Below are 19,965 nucleotides of genomic sequence, written 5' to 3' on the forward strand. Positions count from 1 at the left end.
GGTCGTGCTCTCCACGTCGGTGATCAATTGGTGCTACGGCCGCCGAAGCGATGTGTGGCAATGGCGGCAAGTGCCTTGATACTGTTGCTGTTGAGACTGTCTTCATGCCACCCCTCGAGGTCGAAGACCTCCGTGTCGGGGGCAACGGCCTCGCCCCAGCCGAACAGGAGCTTGCGCGCCCGCGGATGGTTCGCCTCGCTGCGGAAAAGCAGAACCGGATTGCCGTCGGCGTGCGCAGGACGATAGCTGCGAGCCGCGTCGACGAGCAGGTCGGTCACCCTTGCATTGATCTCTTCCTCGTCCGAGTAGGCGCCTGCCTGCAAACCGATGCGTTTCATCAGGCCGAGGCTGAAATTGAACTCCCGGAGGAAGTCGACCAGGCGGATGCGCCCGGCCAACAGCTTGCGGGTGAAATAGCCGAGCCGCTTCAGGCGCCGCTCGCCATTCCAGCGCAGCCGGCGCAGCTTCGGCTGGGAGCGCACGAAGCCGGGGGCCCAGGCGTCTATGACCGCAGTGAAGCGCAAGTCCGCTCCGCGCTCGCGAAGCTGCCGGCCCACCTCCATGGCCAGCACGCCGTTGACGCAGAGCCCCATGATGGCGATCGGCCCCTTGAGAATGTCGGCGCCCATCCTCTCGACGACGCGCCGTGCAATGTCTTCGAACGACATTGACGCAAGTCTTCCGTCGAGATCCGCGCTGAACATGTTGGCGTTGTAGACGGACACAGTGCTGTCGAGCTCGTTGGCGAGCCGATAGTAGAGAAACGGGTGGTTCAGAGTGTAGAGCGAGCACGGGCCCGTGCCCTCTCGGCAGACGCTGACGGACCAGGGATTGTCGTCTTTCGCTGCCGCATCCCCGTCGGCAACGCCGAAGATCGCACCGGCGAAACCGCTAAAGGTCGGTTGCTTGAACAGCAGCTCCAGATCCGCTTTCCCGCCGAGCTTGGAGCGGACCGCGGACAACATTCGCAAGGCGAGCAGAGAGTGGCCGCCGAGCGAAAAGAAATTGTCGCCGGGCGCGATTTCTCGGACATCGAGCACATCGGACCAGATGGCTGCGAGCGCCTTCGTCCTTTCGTCAATCGGCATGCTGGTCTTGCCCGCGGCAGGTGTGACCTGCACCGCCGGCGCGGTTTTGACGGGGACAGTCAGCGCATCGCGATCAACCGTGCCATCGAATTTGCGCGGCAGGTTCAGGAGCACACTGACGCCTTGCGGCATCGCCGGGGTCGCCAGCTGCGACCGGAGATAGGTCATGAGCGTCTCGGGCAGTCGGTCGAGCGGCTCGATCATATTGGGGACAGGCGTCACGAAGCCGTAGCTGCCCATGCCGCCATCGGTAGGTACCACCGCCGCTGCAGCAACCGAGGGGTGGCTGGAAAGGACTTGCTCCGCGACCGGGACAGACCGAAGAATTTCCGGCTGTTGGAATATCTCCCGTTCGGGCACGATCAACGAGGACAGCAACGCGGACGGCCGTTCCAGCACGATCTCGTAGATCTGTTGCCAAAGATCGAGCAAGCCCTCGATGGTGCGCCGCTCGAACAGGTCGGCATTGTACTCGATCGACATGCGCCAGCCGCTCGGGCGGCCAATCATCATGAAGCTGAGGTCGTAGATTACACCCGGCGATTGCGACGGCGCACTGATAAGTTCGAGGCCGCCATATCGCTGGTCCTCGAGAAACGCCTTCTGGAGATTGAAGTTGACGGAGATCAGTGGATTGCGCGAAGGATCGCGCATCGGGTTGACCATCTCGACAAGCTTGTTGAACGGCATCCGGTGATGATTGAGCGCTGCCGTGACGATCTCGCTTGCCGAGCGCAGGTGGTCGGCAAAAGTCATGTCACTGGGGAAGTCGAACCGCAACACGATGTTGTTAATGAAAACGCCGATCAGATTCTCCAGATCGGTGTCGTCGCGCCCGGCCACCTGGGACCCGAAGAGGACCTTGTCGGCAGCGGCGTAGCGATGGAGCAGCGCGCTCACCACGGCAGCGCCGAAACTGTAGAGGGAAACGCGATGCTGCCGGGAGGCGGCATCGATGCGCTCGCCGAACTCGACGGGTTTGGCAACCGACAGGATGGAGCCGCGTGTCGTCTTGACAGGTCCCCTCGGATGGTCCGGGACGACCTCGAAATAGGGAGCGCCTTCGAGACGCTCACGCCAGAACGCCTTCTCCGCCTCGAACCCATAGCTTTCCAGATACTCGCTCTGCCAGAGCGAGAAGTCGCCATACTGCAAAGGCAGTTCCGGGAGGGCAGGCGAACGCCCGGCCTCGATCGCCGCCGAAATTTCGCCGACCTCCCGCCCAAGCACGCGGATCGACCAGCCGTCGAAACAACTCTGGTGGGCGGTGATCAGCAGGAAGCCGCGGTCGTTCTCCACCATCAGCAGCGAGACGCGGAAAAGGCAGGGCTGGCTGAGGTCGAACGGCGCGCGCGCCGTCTCCTCGCCGATCGAAAGGATGCGGGCCTCGCGCTGGTCGGCCGGCACGTTCCTGAGATCGATCACCGACATGCGGAAGTCGACCTGGTCGACGACCTGTTGGCATGGACGGCCGCCAACTTCGACGAAACGGGTGCGCAGGATCTCGTGACGCTGGATGACGGTGCGGAACGCCGCCTCGATCGCCGACGAGCGGATCGCGCCGCGCACCTCCCAACGCACTGCGACGTTGAGCGCGGGATTTCCGGGTTTCATCTGGTCGAGAATCCAGCAGCGCAGTTGCGTCTGCGAGCAGGGAAATTCGGCGACGACCGTCGGTGCGGTTGTCGGAACTGCCTGGTTCGTTTCCTTCATGCCCGTGTCACCTGTTCGATGCGGCGGCGCGCGCCATTGCGGAAATCCCTCAGCGAGGGAACAGAGGGATGGGGAAGCGTCCCATCCGTCTCATTGCGAGCCTCGGCGAAGGCCGCGAGTTCGGCCACCGAGGGATGCATCATCAGATGCTTCGCCTCGAGTTCGAGGCCGCTGTCCAGCATACGTGCCGCGATGCGGAAGATGACGAGCGAGTCGGCGCCCAGCGCGTAGAGATTGTCCTCCACGCCGATATCGTCGGAATTCAGCACCTCGCGCCAGATGGTGCAGAGTCGCTCCTCCATCGGCGTGCGGGGCGGCACCCGGATCACGGTCGCCGCGCGCTGCGGCAAGCCCCGTTGTTCGAGGGCCTTCCGATCCAGCTTGCCGTTGGCCGTCTGCGGGAGCGTCTCCTCGAATGCCCAGAAGGTCGGAACCATGTGGGCAGGAAGGTTAGCTTCCGCGTGGGCAGAGAGTTGCGCGTTGCTGGGGCGGCTGCCGCCTTCCTCGACCACCAGGTAGCAGACGAGGTGCTTTTCGCCCCGACCGTTATGCGCCGCGACGACGGCGCATTGGCGAATGCCGGGTGCGCGTGCCATGACGGCTTCGATGTCGCCGAGTTCGATACGGAAGCCACGCAGTTTGATCTGTTGGTCGCGGCGGCCGAGCAATTGCAGGGAGCCATCGACAAGCCGTCTGCCGACGTCACCCGTCCGATAGAAGCGCTGTGGCGTGCCGGTGCCGATGTCGATCTCGACGAAGGCTTTTTCGGTGAGGTCGGGACGATCGAAGTAGCCGTTCGCCAATCCCTCGCCGCCGATGTGGAGCTCACCGGTAACACCGATCGCCGCAATACTGCCGGTCCGGTCAAGAATATGAAGCTGCGTATTGGCAATCGGGTGACCGATCGTGATCGGCCCGTCGGCTGCATCAATCTTCCCGACGGAGGACCAGATCGTCGTTTCCGTCGGTCCGTACATGTTCCAGAGTTCGCCGCCGGTGGCGAGCAAGGTTTCGGCCAGCGCCTTCGGCAACGGTTCGCCGCCACAGAGCATCTTGAGCCCGGGGCGCTTGAGGCCCGCTTCCACGAGCATCTGCCACAGCGTCGGCGTCGCCTGCAGCACGGTGGCATTGCACTGCTCGACGAGGCGCACGAGCGCAAAGCCGTCCCGTACCGCCTGGCGGCCCGCCAGTACGACGCGTCCCCCCGTGATCAGCGGCAGATACAGCTCCAGGCCTGCGATATCGAAGGAGATCGTGGTGACGGCGACGATGGTGTCGCGATCGGTCAGACCCGGTTCCTTCGCCATAGACACCAGGAAGTTGACGAGCGCCCTGTGCGACACTTCCACGCCTTTGGGTGCCCCTGTAGAACCCGACGTGAAGATGACGTAGGCGGCCGATGTTGTGTCGGTGGGCAGCTTTGGTGCACTTCGGACGGCCGCGATGGCGTCGGCGTCCCTGTCCAGTCGAATGGCCTGGAGCTGCGATCCTGCAAGCCCCGCGGATTTTTCGCTATCGCAGATGACGGCCGCCACGCGTGCGATCTCTAGCGTCTGGGCGAGTCGGTTTTCCGGGTGCGCTGGATCGAGCGGCACGTAAGCATGCCCGGATTTCATGATGGCGATCAACGCAACGACCATGTCGAGCGAGCGCTCGACCAGCACCGCAATCCTCAGCCCAGGATCGGGCACCACCTCCTGGATATAGGTGGCGAGTTGGTCGGAACGGCGATCGAGTTCCGCGTAGGTTAGCACTTGCCCGTCGTGCTCGACGGCCGCTGCATCGGGCTGGGCCTTAACCTTTTCCGCAAAAAGCGAGAACACGAAGGCGTCGCGATCATAGTCCGCCGCGCTGTCGTTGAGCGTGTGGACCAGCCAGTTCTTCTCGCTTGCGCGCATCAGCGGAAGCTGGCCGATCGGCCTGGTTATGTCCTCGGCAAGCGCACCGGCGAGGGTTACAAGATGGCCGATCCAGCGTTCGACCGTGCCTCTATCGAAGACCTCGGCATTATAATCGACGTCGATGCGCACGCCCTGCGGGCCCTCGGTCAGGTTGAAGAACATGTCGAAGTTGGAGAAAGCCTTGCCGTTCGAGGCGATCCGCGTCTCGAGGCCTCCGAAGTCCAGATTTTCCGGCACTCTCTCCAGGTTGAATTGAATCTCGGTCAACGGCAGGCGGTGCATGTCGCGCTTGATGCCGAGCTTCCGCACCAGGGTGCCATAGGTGTAGTCCTGATGCTCGAAGGCATTGATCACGAGTTGCTGCGTGGCTTTCAGATGTGCGTCGAACCGCATGCTTGCATCCACCTGCTGGCGCAGTGGCAGCAGGTTGACGCAATGGCCGACGAGCGTCTGGCCGTCGAGCAGGCTCTGGCCGGCCGAGGGTACGGCGACGACGATGTCGTCCTGCCCGGAAAGACGGGAGATCACCATCTGAAGCGCTGCAAGCAGTGTGGAGAACAACGTCGCACCAGCCTTGGCACCGGCTTTCTTCAGAGCCTTGTAGTCATCGGCTTCAATCTGCCCGTGCACGGTCCCGCCGGCAAAATTCCGGCGCTCCGGGCGGGGGTGGTCGAGCGGCAGGTCCGGCAGGTCCGGGACCTCCGCGAATTGATCGAGCCAGAAGCGCTCGGTCGCGTTTGACATTTCCGCCTTTGGCGCAAGATCCGTGGCATAGGTCGCGAAGGACAGGGCCGCGGGCAGGTCTGGCGTCGCGCCATCGACCAGGGTGGAATAGGCCTTCGCCAGTTCCTCGACGAGAACATTGACGGACCAGCCGTCGCACACGATGTGGTGGGCGGTGAACACCAGCCGGTGGCTCTGGGGTTCCATGTGCAGGATGCATGCCCGGGCGAGCGGGCCTTCTGCCAGATCGAAGGGCGTGTGCGCATCGTCTTCAAGAAACCGGGCGAACAGCGCTTCACGATCGGCATCCCCGACGAGATCGACGTGACCGATATCGAGATCGAAGTCGGGAATGAACTCGAAATGATCTCCCGCTCTGCCGAACCGGATCTGCAGGGCGTCGTGCCGCGCGATGACGGTCTTGAGGGCCTGGCGAAGCTTCTCTTCGTCAAGCTGCCCGTCGATCGTCATCGTGAAGGATTCGTTGAACGCGCATGACGCACCGTCCCCGGCTTGCGCCGCCAGCCAGATCTCCTTCTGCGCCTCCGTCAAAGGAGCCGCCGAAGGACGGGCCGCCCGCGGGGTCGACGTCTGCGGTGGGGAGGCAAACTCCGCAGGCGGCGTACCGAGAATGCCGACCGCCTGAAATGCATCAAGGCTTTCACGGAACGCGGCAGCGATCGCCTGGAAATCCGCTTCGCTATGGGCCGTCGTGAGGAAGCAGGGGTAGCCGTCCTGGATGTGGATGCCGAGCATGCGCATCTTCGCATAGAGCAGCGTGCCCAACGGATCGTCCCTGCCGAAATCGGTGACGAACCAACTCTTGTAGCTTTGGACGACATTGGGAATGCCGCGCCGCGCGAGATCGGCGTTGACCTCAGCCACCAGCGCCTCAGTGCGTTCGGCCACCCGTCCATACAGAGCGGCGCCGTCGCCCTTAATATGCTGCAGCACGGCACGGGCCGCAGCGAGAACCACCGGATGGCGAACGAACGTGCCCGCGCAGAAGGTCGGCGCGGTCATCGGCACGGAATCGTCGCCATAGCTCCAGTGGCCGCCGTCGAGCGCATCCATGAACCGGCTGTCGCCGACCAGCAGGCCGATCGGCATGCCGCCGCCGACGACCTTGCCGTAGGTCGCCATGTCGCCCTTGATTCCCCAGATCGCCTGCATGCCGCCCGGATCGACCCGGAAACCGGTGACGACCTCGTCGAAGACGAGCGCGAATTCGGACGCCGTTGCGATCTCGCGCAAAGACCGCACGAACGCCTGCGGACGCAGCTCCGGATGCCGGCTCTGCACGGGTTCGATGATGACCGCGGCAATCTCTCCGGCATTGGCGCGGATCCAGTCGAGACTCTCGGCGTCGCCGTAGCGAAGCACGGTCATGTTGGTGACGGAGGCCGCCGGAATCCCCGCCGCGACCGGCAGCGCGACCGGTGTGCCTCCACGGTTCCTTCCCTTCACCAGAACCTCGTCGAACTGGCCGTGATAATCGTTGCCGAAGACGACGATCCTGTCTCGGCCGGTCACTGTGCGGGCGACGCGCATCGCGGCCATCACCGCTTCCGATCCGGTGTTGCAGAAGGTCACGCGCTCATGTCCGGTCATCGCCGCAACCAGCTCGGCGACTTCGCCGGCAAGCGGCGTCTGCGGACCGATGGCGAAGCCCGCATCCACCTGGGACTTTATCGCCTCGGTCACGAAATCGGGCGCATGGCCGAAGGCGGTCTGCCCCATGCCGTTGACCAGGTCGATGTATTCGTTGCCGTCGATGTCCCAGATACGGGAGCCCTTCGACCGATCGGACACGACCGGGAAGACGATCTCTTTCCAGTCCTGCCGAAAGCCGGCGGCCGTGCGCGGATCGGCAAGCCACCGCCTGTTGCGGTCCGTGAAGCTCTTGGATTTCGGATTGCGCGCCTCGTAGGCAGTGATCAGCTCGGCTACGAAGGCGTGCTTCTCGGGTGTCATCTCGGAAGCCGCGTTCTTGGCGCCGGGGCTGTAGAGCTTGATCCGCTGCGCGCCGACATCGCCATCGCCCACGGCCCGTGCCGCTTCCGCCGTCACCGGCATAGGCATGGGCTGTACCGTCGTCGCAACGGGCGCTGCCGCGGACAGCGCGCGCTCCGCGGTACCCGCCTGCAAGACCTGGAGCTGCTGCGAGAGAATCGACTGCACCATCAGAAGTTGAGACTGCAAGATCCCTTCAAGACCGCTGGCGCTCGCGGGCGGCGCGCTCGCCGTCGGTGCGCTGAAGGCGGCGGTTGGAGCGGGCGCCGATGGCGCCGGCGGCACGGCGACCCGAGCCGCACTGGCGGGTTCCGCGGCCACCGCTTCGGCCGAGTTTGCCGGTTCCGGCGGCAGTTGCTGGTCAAGGTGGCGCGCCAGATCCCGGACGGTCGGGATATTGCTCAGCAATTCGCGGAAGGAGAGCTTGATCTTGTAATCCTTTTCGATCCGCTGCGCGAACTGTCCGATGAACAGGGAATCGAAACCCAGCTCCAGGAAGGTCGCCGTCGAGTCCCCTGCCCCGAGTGCCTCGCCGGACATATCGGCCAAGACGTTCAACAACGAGGCCTCAAGCTTGGGAGCGCGGCTGGCCACGGGTATTGGTTTGACGACTTCCATGGTGGGACTTCCCTCGATCGATGGGGCTGACGCAATGGATGCAGGTCTCTCGGCAGTCAGTGCCGGTGCCGCCGAGGCGTGGTCGCCGGCGCGCCGGACCGATTGCGGCGCATCGATCCAGTGCCGCTGACGCTGGAATGGATAGGTCGGCAGGAGCAGCTTTGACGGCTGCGGCCCGGGTTTCTCCGGCCAGTCGAGATCGCAACCCGCCGTCCAGAGCTTGCCATGCGCCTCTGCAAGCGTCTCGCTCGCGGCATGGGCGCGATCGTGTTCCGGCAGCGACTGAACGATAGCATGGGTGGCATCACGGCTCAGTGTCTGAGCGGCAAAGACCGAGAGCGTGCGCCCTGGGCCGACCTCGAGCAGCACCGGCTTCTGCTCCCGGCTGAGAGTTTCGAGCCCCTGCGAAAATCGCACCGCCGCCCGGCAATGACGCGCCCAGTAGTCCGGCGACATGCCCTGCTCGACCGTTTGCCAGCTGCCGCTGACACAGGAGACATACGGCAGGTTCGCCGTTCCGTAGGTGACCCTGGCGGTTTCCTCGCGCAGCGCGTCGGTCACTCCGTCCATCATCGCGGAATGGAAGGCGTGCGAGGTATGCAACCGGCTGAAGGCGATCCCGGATGCTTCGAGGGCCGCACAGGTCGCATCGACGCCGGCGAACGTTCCGGAAACGACGCAGAGCTTGGGCGCGTTGATCGCCGCGATCTCCACATCCTCGCGTAGGTGCATCGTCACGGTCTCGACGTCCGCACGCACGGAGACCATCGCGCCCTGCGGCTGCGCCTGCATGAGGCGGCCGCGGGCGGCCACCAGACGGAGGCCATCCTCGAAGGAGATGACATCGGCGAGCGTCGCGGCAACGAACTCGCCGACGCTATGGCCGATCATCGCGCTCGGCTTGAGCCCCCTGCTCATCCACAACCGCGCCAGCGCGTACTCGACCAGATACAGGCAGGGTTGGGCAATCCGCGTCTCGCGCTGCTCGTCCGCCATCGCCTGCGAGACTGCGCCGGCGTGACAGATAAAATCGCGAAGGTCGGTCTTGAGGGACGCACGCAGGATTTCAGTGCCGCGATCGATCCAGCGCGTGAATTCCGGCTCGCAATTGTAAAGCACGGCACCCATTCCGACATATTGCGAGCCCTGGCCCGGAAACATGAAGACGACGGGCGGGCGATCGGAGGCGACTGCGCTCGCTACGCGTTCGGACCCTAGGCGCTCTACCGCGTCGCTGACGCTGTTGGCAACGATCGCGGAGCGATGCGCGAAGGCCCGTCGGCCGGTCTGGAGCGTATGGGCGACGGCCGCCAATGTACCATCGGGCATCTTTGCAAGATGGTCTCGCAGGTTGAGGCGCATCGCCGCCAGCGCCGCTTCATTGCGCGCCGACAGGGGGAGAATGAATGGGCCGCGGGGGGGATCGCCCGCCGCCTCCCCGCGGACCGGTGCCTCCTCGACGACGACATGGACATTGGTCCCGCCGACCCCGAAGGAGCTCACGCCCGCCCGTCTCGGACCCTCCCCCTCTGGCCAGTCGGTCATTTCCGTGGGGATGTAGAACTGGCTCCCGTCGAGGTCGATGCGCGGATTGGGGCGCGTGAAGTTGGGTAAACCGGGGATCTTTGCGTGCTGGAGTGCCAACGCCGCCTTGATGAGGCTCGTGACGCCGGCCGCCGCATCAAGATGGCCGACCGTACCCTTCACCGACCCGAGTGCGCATGATCCCCGCCGCTCGTTCGTTTCGGCAAAGGCGGCGCGCAAGCCTCCGAATTCGATTGGATCGCCGAGTGGCGTCGCCGTGCCGTGGCATTCGACATAGCCGATGGTCGCAGGATCGACGTCGGCGCCCGCCAGCGCTGCAGCAATGGCCCCGGCCTGGCCAGCGACGCTCGGCGCTGTGAACCCGACCTTCTCCGACCCGTCGTTGTTGACGCCATAGCCGCGGATCACCGCGAAGATGTGGTCGCCGTCACGAAGCGCATCCTCCACCCGCTTCAGGAGGACGACGGCCGCGCCGCTGGCAAAGACCGTTCCGGCGGCTCGTTCGTCGAAGGGTCGGCAAACCCCATCGGGCGAAACCATGCCGCCCTCCTGGTAGAAATAACCGCGCCGCTGCGGCACGGTGATCGACACGCCACCGGCGAGCGCCATGTCGCAACTATAGGTCAGCAGGTTCTGGCAGGCCTGCGATACCGCCAGCAGCGACGTCGAGCAGGCCGACTGAATGGTGATGGCGGGTCCGCGCAGATCAAACTTGTAGGCAATCCGGGTCGCCAGTGCATCCGTCAAGGAGCCGACGATCTGCTGGAAGCAACCGATCTGGTAGTTGGACGTGAACTCCTCCGCCTTCGCCCGCTCTCCAAGTACGTTGTTGATGAGATAGGTCGGCATTGAAGCGCCGGCGAAAACGCCGACAAGTCCGGGATATTTCTGTGGGTCGTAGCCGGCGCGTTCCAGCGCTTCCCAGCAGATCTCCAGAAAGACCCGATGCTGCGGGTCGGTGACTGCGGCCTCCCGCGGAAACATGCCGAAAAACTCGGCGTCGAACAGTTCGATGTCGGGCAGGTGCGGCCGGGCGGGCACGTAGTTGGCGCTGCCGCGCTCCTCGTCGGTGAAAGCGTCTTCGAGCTCATCCGGTTTCAGCTTGGAAAAGGCATCCCGCCCTTCGCAGATCATCTGCCACAGGGCTTCCACCGAAGGAGCTCCGGGAAAGCGGCCTGACATGCCGATGATGGCGATGCCGGAAAGATTGCTGTCTGCTTCGCCAATCGCCGTCATGGAGCACTCCTGCGGAATTGAGACATGGTCTTGCGCTGCAGCGCGGCTCGCTCCGCCGCCGACATTGCCCGTGCACCGGCAATGGCTCTGCCATCGAGAAAGCCCGCCAGTTCCCTGATCGTCGGATGCTCGAAGAGCGCCACGACGTCGACCGGCCGGCCGAGATTGCTTTCGAGTGCTGCATGGATGCGCATCAGTTGAAGCGACGTCCCTCCGAGGTCGAAGAAATTCCGATCGAGTTCCACCGCCTGGATACCGAGGACAGCCTGCCAGAGGCCGAGCAGGACCGCCTCGGTCTGGCTCGTGATCGGTGCCGTTGCCGTTGGCGCCGCATTGACAGGCAGGGGCAGCTTGGATCGGTCCACTTTCCCCGATTGATGCAGCGGAAGCTGGCGGAGCACAGTGACGACGCTCGGGATCATGTAGGCCGGCAAGGCGTTGCGCAGCCGCTCCATAACACCCCGTATCAACTCGGCGTCATCTGCGGTGGCGCTGGCCTGTGGGCAGATATAGCCGAGGATTCGCTTGTTCTGCGGACCGAGCGTCTGGCAGATGACGACGCCGTCTGAGAGGCGCGGGTCGCGCCGGAGCGCGGCCTCGATCTCGTCGAGCTCGATGCGCTTGCCGTTGAGCTTGATCTGTCGATCAACTCTGCCCTTGAACCGGGCCGACCCGTTTTCATCCAGGACGGCCAGGTCGCCGGTCAGATAACCTCGAAGGGGCGCCTCCGGCGTTTCGATCGTGACAAACCGCTCCGCCGTCAGTTCGGGCCGCTTGAAATAGCCGATGGCCACGCCGTCACCCGTCAGCACCAGTTCGCCCTCGACGCCGGCCGGAACCGGACGACGCTCTTCGTCAACGATCAGAATGCCGGTATGCTCCACCGCCTGACCGATCGGCACGTCGCTACCGTCGAAGCCTGCCGGTATGTCGTAGGCGGTGGCGAGAACGGTGATCTCGGTCGGCCCGTAAGCGTTGGTTACCCGGCAATCGGGAAAAGTCTTCTGAAAGCGCCGCACATGTTCGACAGAGGCGACTTCGCCGCCGAAAAACATGTGGCGCAACGACGGCAGGGCCGAACCGGGGTAGTCGGCGAGCAGGTTGAAGAGCCCCGTTGTCAGCAGCGCGACCGTGACGCCATTGCCGCCCACGACATCGCGCAGGCGGGCGACCGAAAAATTGCCGTCCGGCAAGATCGCCAGCTTGCAACCGTTTGTCAGGGCGCACCAGACCTCGAAGGTGGAGGCGTCGAATGCGATCGTCGCGGCGTGCAGCATGACGTCGTTGCTTGTGAGCTTGAGGTAGTTCTGGTCCAGCGACAGCCGCGCAATGCCGCGATGGGCGATGGCAACGCCTTTCGGTCGGCCGGTAGAGCCAGAAGTGAACATCACATAGGCCAGATCGCCGCCACCGACTGCGATGTCAGGCCGGATCTCGTCTGCGCCGCCAGTGAGTTTCTGGAGCAGCGCGAACAGATCGACGTTCGATCCCTTTGCGTTCGGGACCGAACGGATCGTCCGCGCCGTCTCGGGGTCGACGAAGACGACCTTCGGCTCGCATTCGCCGATGACATAGTCGAGGTGCTCAATGGGAAAAGTCGTGTCCAGCGGCAGGTAAGCGGCCCCGGCCTTCAGGATCGCCAGCATGGCCACAATTGCTTCCGGCGACCGCGGCACGAACAAGCAGACGATGTCGCCTTTCTGGACCCCTTCCCTGATGAGATAGGCCGCTAGGCGGTCCGAAACTCGTTCAAGCTCGTCATAGGTGATCGTGCGCCCCTCACAAACTAGTGCTACCGACTTCGGACTGGCTGCAGCGTGCTGTGCAACGATCGAGGGAATGGAGCGATCCCGGTCATAATGTATGATGACATCCGAGCGCGGCTCCGCCGATCGGGCGACGCCGGATTTCTCCTCCGTCGCGGAAACACGGAAGTCCATCATTGCCGATCTCCTGTCCCTTTCCCGTCCCCACAGAGCGCCGAATGCGGTCGTCCGACGCGACTGGCAACGGCGACACAACTTTCAAGCCGTGCCGCCGGTCGTCAGAATTTCATGGTGAGGAAAAATAAACAGTTGATCATTGGGATAGCTTCAGCTTTGCCCGCTGCCAAAAGGGTTAGACTGCTTAGTCCTTCGGCGGAAGCTCTCACGGGACGGCCGCGGTCGCACCTAGAAACGAGGTCGAACAAGCTCCGAGCGCGTGAAATGCGCACGCGCTCCGTGGAGGTGAAATTATCTCGAGATATCAACGGAAACGGTAGGCGCGGACGTAGTCCACATACATGTGGGAAGGGTCGGGTGCATCGTCTGCGGTCGACTCGACGAGGGCGAGGTTGAGCAAGATGAACATCGGCTGGCGATGCTCGGGACGCGTGCTTGCCTTCCAGACCAGGCGACGGTCGAAGTACATTCGGATGAACTCGGCGTCGACCTTGACGCCATAAGTATGGAATTCTCCCGGATCGCCGGCAGCAAAAGCATCGATGCGCTTGAACTGGGAATCGTGACGCCCATCGCGATGCCACACATGCACGACGGAGGAGTAGCCGTCCGGCTTGTCCCCGTAGAACTCCAGCACGTCGATCTCGGCCGTCGCCTTGGACCGGTCCTTGCCGATCAGCCAGAAAGCTGGCCAGACTCCGGCGCCGGTCGGCAGCCGCGCCCGCATCTCGAAATATCCGTATTGCTGAGCAAAGCCTTTGCCCTTGGGGTCGACCGAGGCAAGCAGGCCGGAAGTCCATTTGCCCTCGTCGTCGCGCCTGGCCTCGATGCGCAGGATGCCGTCCTCGGTGGTGAACGGATATCCGGCTTCAGGATTGGCAAAGCGCGCACCGCCGAAATCGCCCGACCAGGGCGTATGCGCGATCCAGCGCGTGTCGGGCCCCCAGGCGGATACGCTGAGGGTGTCGAAACTCTCGTCGAAAGACGTCTCCATCCTGGCGAGTGAGAGCTCGTCGCCGGTATCGCTGCCAGCAACGCCTTCTGCCGGCACCGGGCCGGGGAAGGTCGATGCCAGCGCGCATGCCAGAAGCCCCGAAGCGAGCCTCCTGATCAGGAACCGGCGGTTCAATCCAAACCCGAGATCGCGAGGGTGCGAGAACATCGGAACAAACTAGCGCAAGCCCGTCGCGGCCATCCACTACCAAATCGGGTCGAGCGGCTATACGAAAGGCGTAACCGCGGGCGTAAATACGCGCGTAACAGCCTTTGCTACGATCCTGGCACAACCGGATCTTGGCAATGAACTTTGAACTGATCGGCGTCATCACGGTGATTGTAGGACTGGGCGTCTTGTTCGCACCGGTCCATTGGGCCTTTACGTTCATGGTCATATCGACGGCACTCGGTTCCGCGGCTGCGTTCAACCTGCCTGCCCTTGGCGGCGCGTCCGTGCTTGTGCCCAACGTCTTTCTGCTCTTCTTTTGCGCCAGGATCTTCATGGCCTATGGCGAAGGGCCGGTGCTTGCGGCCTACGCCCCACCAAAGGCGGGGTTCTGGCTCTTGGTGCTGACGATGTTCGGGCTGATGACCGCGATCCTCCTGCCGCGCCTGTTCCAGGGTACGATCGATGTACTGACCGTCGAGCGTTCGGTCGGCGCGCGCAGCATCGTCGCCCACGTGCCCCTTCGCTTTTCGTCCAGCAACATAACGCAAGCAATCTACGCGCTCGGCGGTGCTGTCTGTTTTGGCCTTTGCTACGCGTATATCCGCCGGACCGCTGCGTCCGCGCATCTGATCAACGTTCTCTTGATCGTTGCCGCCGTCAATCTCGGCTTTGCCGTCGCCGACGTCCTGACCTATTTCACCGGCACGGAGCAACTCCTGGAGTTCGTCCGGACGGCCAACTACGCGCTGTTGACGGCCTCCGAGAAGGGTGGCTTCAAGCGGATTTCCGGCGCCTTTCCCGAGGCGTCGGCCTTCGCCGACTACACACTGGTTCTCTTCGCGGCCATTGCCAGCCTCTGGCTCGACCGTATCCGCTCGCGCGTGACCGGACCGATGGCGGCGGCGTTGCTTGTCGCATTGGTGCTGTCCACGTCCGCGACGGCCCTCGTGGGCCTCGCCGTCGTCGTCCCGTTTCTCTGGTCGCGCTCGGTCGCATCCGCGCTCGGTTCCCGGCGAGCGGGGCGCACCGGCTTCCTCCTCGCCGTGGCCGCCTTGATGCCCCTCGCCCTTATGATGACCATAACCCTCTTCCCGGCCACCGCCGAGTCCATCAATCAGTTCCTCGACGAGATCCTGCTGTCCAAGGCAGACAGTCAGTCTGGCCGGGAGCGCATGGCCTGGAACGCCGCCGCCTACCAGACATTTCTGGACACTTCCGGGCTCGGCGCCGGGCTTGGAAGCGCTCGCGCATCGAGCTATCTGCTCGTGCTCCTCTCGAACGTCGGGGTCCCGGGGACGGCGGCATTCTGCCTCTTTGTCGCCGCCACTCTCCGGTCCAGAATGCCGAAGGCGCCGAGCGGCGACGGGGAAACGGCGTCGGTGGTGCGTGCGGCAAAGGCCGGGTTGGTCGCAGGGCTGACGACATCGCTCATTTCAGGCACGGTTTACGATCTCGGCCTGACATTCTACATCCTTGCCGGCAGCATCTCGGCCCTCACCTATCCTCGCGTCACGATGACGCAGCCCGCTCGGGCGCACCTAGCCGGCGCGTCGGGACGGCGACATTCGGGAAGCCTGTCATGAAGGTCCTCGTCTTCAACGTCAAATACAGTGCGAACCTCGGAGACGGCCTGTTGGCACAATGCCTCGAGGGCGAACTGATGCGCGGATCCGATGAACTCACCGTCGAGACGATAGACCTCGCAGGGCGGAGCGCTTTTGGAGAGAGCAACAATGCCAGGCGGCGTCTGTTCCTTCGGGCTCTCCAGACGCTTCCCTCCTTTCTCCGGCGCACCGCGGTTTCGCGCGGGCTTGCCGGAAAGCTCGGCAACTTGCGCGATCGTTGGCAGGCGTTGATAGACGACGCCGACGCCGTGGTGATCGGCGGCGGCAATCTCTTTCAGGACGATGACCTGAACTTTCCCCTGAAGGTCGCAACCGTTCTCGATTGCGTGCGGCGCAGCGCAAAGCCGCTCGCGATCTATGCGGTCGGGGTCGGACGCCAATGGTCGCCGCGCGCCGACGAGCTGTTTCGCAGGCTTGAACTGGCGCGTGTGGTTCATGTCTCCGTTCGCGACCGCATCGCGGCCAGGAACTGGGCGCAACATTTTCCCGCCGGCCCGCACGCCGAGATCGTCCCCGATCCCGGCCTCCTGGCCATCGATCTTCTGGCAAGACACTACGGACGTGAACCGGCGCGGACCATGACCATTGGCGTCTGTGTGACCGACCCGCTCATCCTCCACAGGCACGCGACACAGGGCCGGTCGACCATACCTTTCCGCGGTCCGGGTGAATATCAGGAACTCATCAAGCTGCTGCTCGATGACGGCTACAATGTCCGCCTCTTCAGCAATGGCGCCGAGGAAGACCAGGCGTTTGCAAGGCGACTCCTCGGCGCGCCGGACCTCGCCCGCTGTGTCGCCCAAGACAGGCTCAGCCTGGCGCCGCGTCCGACCCGACCCGAGGAGCTCGTCGATACGATTGCCGCGATGCAGGTGATTATGGCGCATCGACTTCACGCATGCATTGCCGCCTATTCGCTGGGCGTGCCGCAGATCGGGCTCGCATGGGACGAAAAGGTCGAGGGCTTCTTCAGCTTTACAGGGCAACCGGACCGCTTCGCTGCCGGTGACATGCCGGTCCGGCAGATGGCAGTCGCCTTGGCGGAAGCTGCACGCCAGGGGATCGATCCGACGGCGCGGGATGAGATCGTCTCGCGAGCGCGATCTGGCGTGCGCGGGCTCGAAACTGCCCTGCTAGGCGCGCAGCCGGTCAAGACTGCTGGTGGAAGCAGCATCCAGCGCCACGACCGACGCGCCGCACTCACCGCTTCCGCATCAGTGAGACCGTGAGCCTTTCATCCCGGATCTGAATCCAATGCTTGAAATCCCGGCATTGGCATTGATTTTGTTCGCCTTTCACAGCACCTGAGCGGGAGAATCCCCCACGGGGGCTAGGCAACACTCCCCCGATTTATCACCAGCCTAACTATCTTGGGTAATATTCCCAACCATCGGTTGCCTGATATATTCTAAAGTACAATCGTGCAGACCGAAGAGAGAGTGTGCGCGATGGTGGGGCGACTTGAGGCATTATCAGGTGCATCCATCCGGCGCACCCCCTTGAGCACCCGGACATGAGCTGATCGCGAAGCAGCCGAAAAGACTGACGAATCGGTAGTAATATTGAGCGACGATACCGGTTAATTGTTGAATTATTCTTATATTTAAGAACGAATTGGAGTACTATATATGTATATTCTCTCAGCGACTGTCGGAAGAACCGTAACGAACAGCCGTGCAACCTTTCAAGTGCCGCTCGACCGTCAATCGCCTCCAGGTTTGACTGACCCGGACGTGACTGACCATCCGGAGGATGCGGACTACATCCTGCTCATCGATCCACGCGCCCTGGACAGGGAGTGCCTAGCCAAGAGCTTGTTGGACTATGATCCGACGCTCAGCATCGTGACGGTCGGTTCGTTCGACGAGTGGCGCGCCCGCAAGTTGCACGCCGATCCGTCCGCCGTGCTGCTGATCGTTGGCGGCAGCAAGATCGGCGAACAGGAAGTCTGCGAGAAGATCGAGAACCTCGCCGAGAAGTTCAAGTTCAGCCCGGTGATCGTCGTTGCCGAAACCGACGAACTCGGCCAAATCCTCAAGGCGCTGGAGTGCGGTGCCCGCGGATACATTCCAAGCAATGTCGGTATCAATGTCGCGGCGGAGGCGATTGCGCTCGCACGCGCCGGCGGTGTCTTCGTTCCGGCGAGCAGCATCCTGACGATGCGCGAAACGATCAACTCCGCCGTCAACGGCGCGCGTTGTTCCGACACCTTCTTCACGCCCCGCGAGATCGAAGTCGCCGAGGCATTGCAACGTGGCAAGCCCAACAAGATCATCGCCTATGAAATGGACCTGTGCGAAAGCACGGTTAAGGTCCACATTCGCAACATCATGAAGAAACTGAACGCGACCAATCGTACCGAGGTCGCCTACAAGATCCGCGAATTCATGAAGTAGGACGAGGCGGCTTCACCGCGAAGGGCAATCCTATCGTCTCGGTCCGCACGGACGCGGGCCTGACCTGCGGTGGATGTTTCCACCATCGCTCAAGTCGGCGCGAGTCGAACTCGCGCCGAGGCGCTGCATGTCTCCTTGAATCGACCTCGATTTGGTGCATGTCGCCCAGAAGTGTGCAGCGGTTTTGGGATGACGACATGCACAAAAACAAAGACCTGAAGCGCGCCGCGTGAACACGTTTAAACGCGACGCGCTTTAGGGACAAAGACATGCAGGGATTCAAAGTGCTGCAGCGACCTTTGCGCATCTGATAAGACGCACGGCGCTGTCGTGATCTCCGACCGGAACCTTGCGGCAATTTGCGTCGCCGAGGACGAACCGTCAGACCGTCGCCTGCTCACACGTTGAAGGCGGCGCCGATCAGCGTCTTGGTATAAGGCTCTCTCGGGGCTTCGAAGATCGCGTCCGTTTCCCCCTCTTCGACGATGCGACCGTTTTTCATGACGATCACATAGTCCGACATCGCCTTCACCACGGAAAGATCGTGGCTGATGAAGATGTAGGAAAGGCCGTGCTTGCGCTGCAGGTCGCGCAGCAGCTCGATCACCTGGCCCTGTACCGAGCGGTCGAGCGCCGAGGTGGGCTCGTCGAGGATCACCACCTTCGGCTTCAGGATCATCGCCCGGGCGATGGCGATGCGCTGGCGCTGGCCGCCGGAGAATTCGTGCGGGTAGCGATTGCGCGAGGCGGGATCGAGGCCCACCTCCTTCAAGGCGGCAATGGCGCGCCGGTCGCGCTCCGCACGGCCGAGCCCCGGCTCATGCACATAGAGGCCCTCGGTGATGATCTCGCCGACCGTCAGGCGCGGCGAGAGCGAGCCGTAGGGATCCTGGAAGACGAGCTGGAGCTCGCGGCGCAGAGGCCGCATCGTGCTGCGGTCGAAACCGGAAATGTCGGTCGCGCCGAAGCGGTAGGAGCCGTTGCTCGGCAGCAATCGCAGCAGCGCCCGCCCGAGCGTCGATTTTCCCGAACCGGACTCGCCGACGATGCCGATCGTCTGGCCCTGCCTCAGGCGCAGGTTGACGCCGTCGACCGCCCGGAAGACGGAGGACGAGCCGCCGAACAGGCCTTTGCCGATAGCGTATTCGACCGCCACGTTGCGGCCCTCGAGAATGATCGGCGCGTGGCCCGGCGGCGCCGGCTTGCGGCCGCTCGGCTCGGCGGCGAGCAACATCTTCGTGTAGTCCGCCTTGGGTCGCTCGAAAATCTCAGTCGTGCTCCCCTGCTCGACCACCTCGCCGCGTCGCATCACGGCGACGCGCTCGGCGAAGTGCTTGACGATGCCGAGGTCGTGGGTGATCAGCACGATTGCCATGCCGAAGCGCTTCTGCAGCGATTTCAGCAGTTGAAGGATTTGCGCCTGGATGGTGACGTCGAGTGCGGTCGTCGGTTCGTCGGCGACCAGGATGTCCGGCTCGTTGGCAAGCGCCATGGCGATCATCACCCGCTGACGCTGGCCGCCGGAAAGCTCGTGCGGATAGCTGTCGATGCGACGCCCGGGCTCGGGAATGCCGACCAACTCCAGAAGTTCCAGCACGCGCTTCTTCGCCTCTTTGAACGTGCCGCCGCGGTGATGGACGATCGGTTCGGCGATCTGCCGGCCGATCGTATAGAGCGGGTCGAGCGAGGTCATCGGCTCCTGGAAGATCATGGTGATCTTCGAGCCGCGCACGTCGTTGAGGGCCTTCGGCGGCAGCCCGATGAGTTCCTGCCCGCGGTAGCGCGCCGATCCGGAAACCGTGCCGTTCTTCGCCAGGAGCCCCATGATGCCCATCATCGTCTGGCTCTTGCCCGAGCCGGATTCGCCGACGACCGCCAGCGTTTCGCCGGCATTGACCTCGAGATCGATGCCCTTGACCGCTTCGACCGTGCCGTCCGGGGTAGAGAAATCCACCTTGAGGCCGCGGACGGCGAGAATGGAATCCTTGGTGTCTGCCAT

8 protein-coding genes are annotated in these 19,965 nt (G+C 63.4%); 3 read left to right on the top strand and 5 right to left on the bottom strand.

Annotated elements, in window-relative coordinates; genetic code table 11:
- Window positions 1–23: 23 nt before the first annotated feature.
- The 4 genes from NXT3_RS28475 to NXT3_RS28490 all read right to left on the bottom strand — a co-directional run bounded on the left by NXT3_RS28475 (window position 24) and on the right by NXT3_RS28490 (window position 13,909).
- Complete coding sequence (locus tag NXT3_RS28475; RefSeq protein WP_097524628.1) at window positions 24–2,801, bottom strand: condensation domain-containing protein; 2,778 nt, start codon at window positions 2,799–2,801, stop codon at window positions 24–26.
- Window positions 2,798–10,837: a hybrid non-ribosomal peptide synthetase/type I polyketide synthase gene (locus NXT3_RS28480; protein ID WP_104841145.1), complete on the bottom strand. Its 8,040-nt coding sequence runs from the start codon at window positions 10,835–10,837 to the stop codon at window positions 2,798–2,800. The genes NXT3_RS28475 and NXT3_RS28480 overlap by 4 nt, the downstream gene beginning before the upstream one ends.
- Complete coding sequence (locus tag NXT3_RS28485) at window positions 10,834–12,780, bottom strand: non-ribosomal peptide synthetase (RefSeq protein WP_037417227.1); 1,947 nt, start codon at window positions 12,778–12,780, stop codon at window positions 10,834–10,836. The genes NXT3_RS28480 and NXT3_RS28485 overlap by 4 nt, the downstream gene beginning before the upstream one ends.
- Window positions 12,781–13,084: 304 nt before the next feature.
- Window positions 13,085–13,909, bottom strand: coding sequence for a glycoside hydrolase family 16 protein (locus NXT3_RS28490; RefSeq protein WP_234828207.1), 825 nt, complete (start codon window positions 13,907–13,909; stop codon window positions 13,085–13,087).
- A gap of 170 nt (window positions 13,910–14,079) precedes the next feature.
- On the opposite strand from NXT3_RS28490, the gene NXT3_RS28495 reads away from it, so the two are divergent.
- The 3 genes from NXT3_RS28495 to NXT3_RS28505 all read left to right on the top strand — a co-directional run bounded on the left by NXT3_RS28495 (window position 14,080) and on the right by NXT3_RS28505 (window position 17,966).
- Window positions 14,080–15,528 (top strand): hypothetical protein, encoded by a 1,449-nt coding sequence (locus NXT3_RS28495; protein ID WP_199773413.1) that lies wholly within the window; start codon window positions 14,080–14,082, stop codon window positions 15,526–15,528.
- Window positions 15,525–16,799, top strand: a complete 1,275-nt coding sequence (locus NXT3_RS28500) for a polysaccharide pyruvyl transferase family protein (protein ID WP_050988220.1) — start codon at window positions 15,525–15,527, stop codon at window positions 16,797–16,799. The genes NXT3_RS28495 and NXT3_RS28500 overlap by 4 nt, the downstream gene beginning before the upstream one ends.
- Before the next feature lie 504 nt (window positions 16,800–17,303).
- Window positions 17,304–17,966: a response regulator transcription factor gene (locus NXT3_RS28505; RefSeq protein ID WP_234819625.1), complete on the top strand. Its 663-nt coding sequence runs from the start codon at window positions 17,304–17,306 to the stop codon at window positions 17,964–17,966.
- A gap of 397 nt (window positions 17,967–18,363) precedes the next feature.
- On the opposite strand, the gene NXT3_RS28510 is transcribed toward NXT3_RS28505, so the two are convergent.
- Window positions 18,364–19,965, bottom strand: a complete 1,602-nt coding sequence (locus tag NXT3_RS28510; protein WP_104841147.1) for an ABC transporter ATP-binding protein — start codon at window positions 19,963–19,965, stop codon at window positions 18,364–18,366.

Source organism: Sinorhizobium fredii, from assembly GCF_002944405.1.
GTDB lineage: Bacteria > Pseudomonadota > Alphaproteobacteria > Rhizobiales > Rhizobiaceae > Sinorhizobium > Sinorhizobium fredii_C.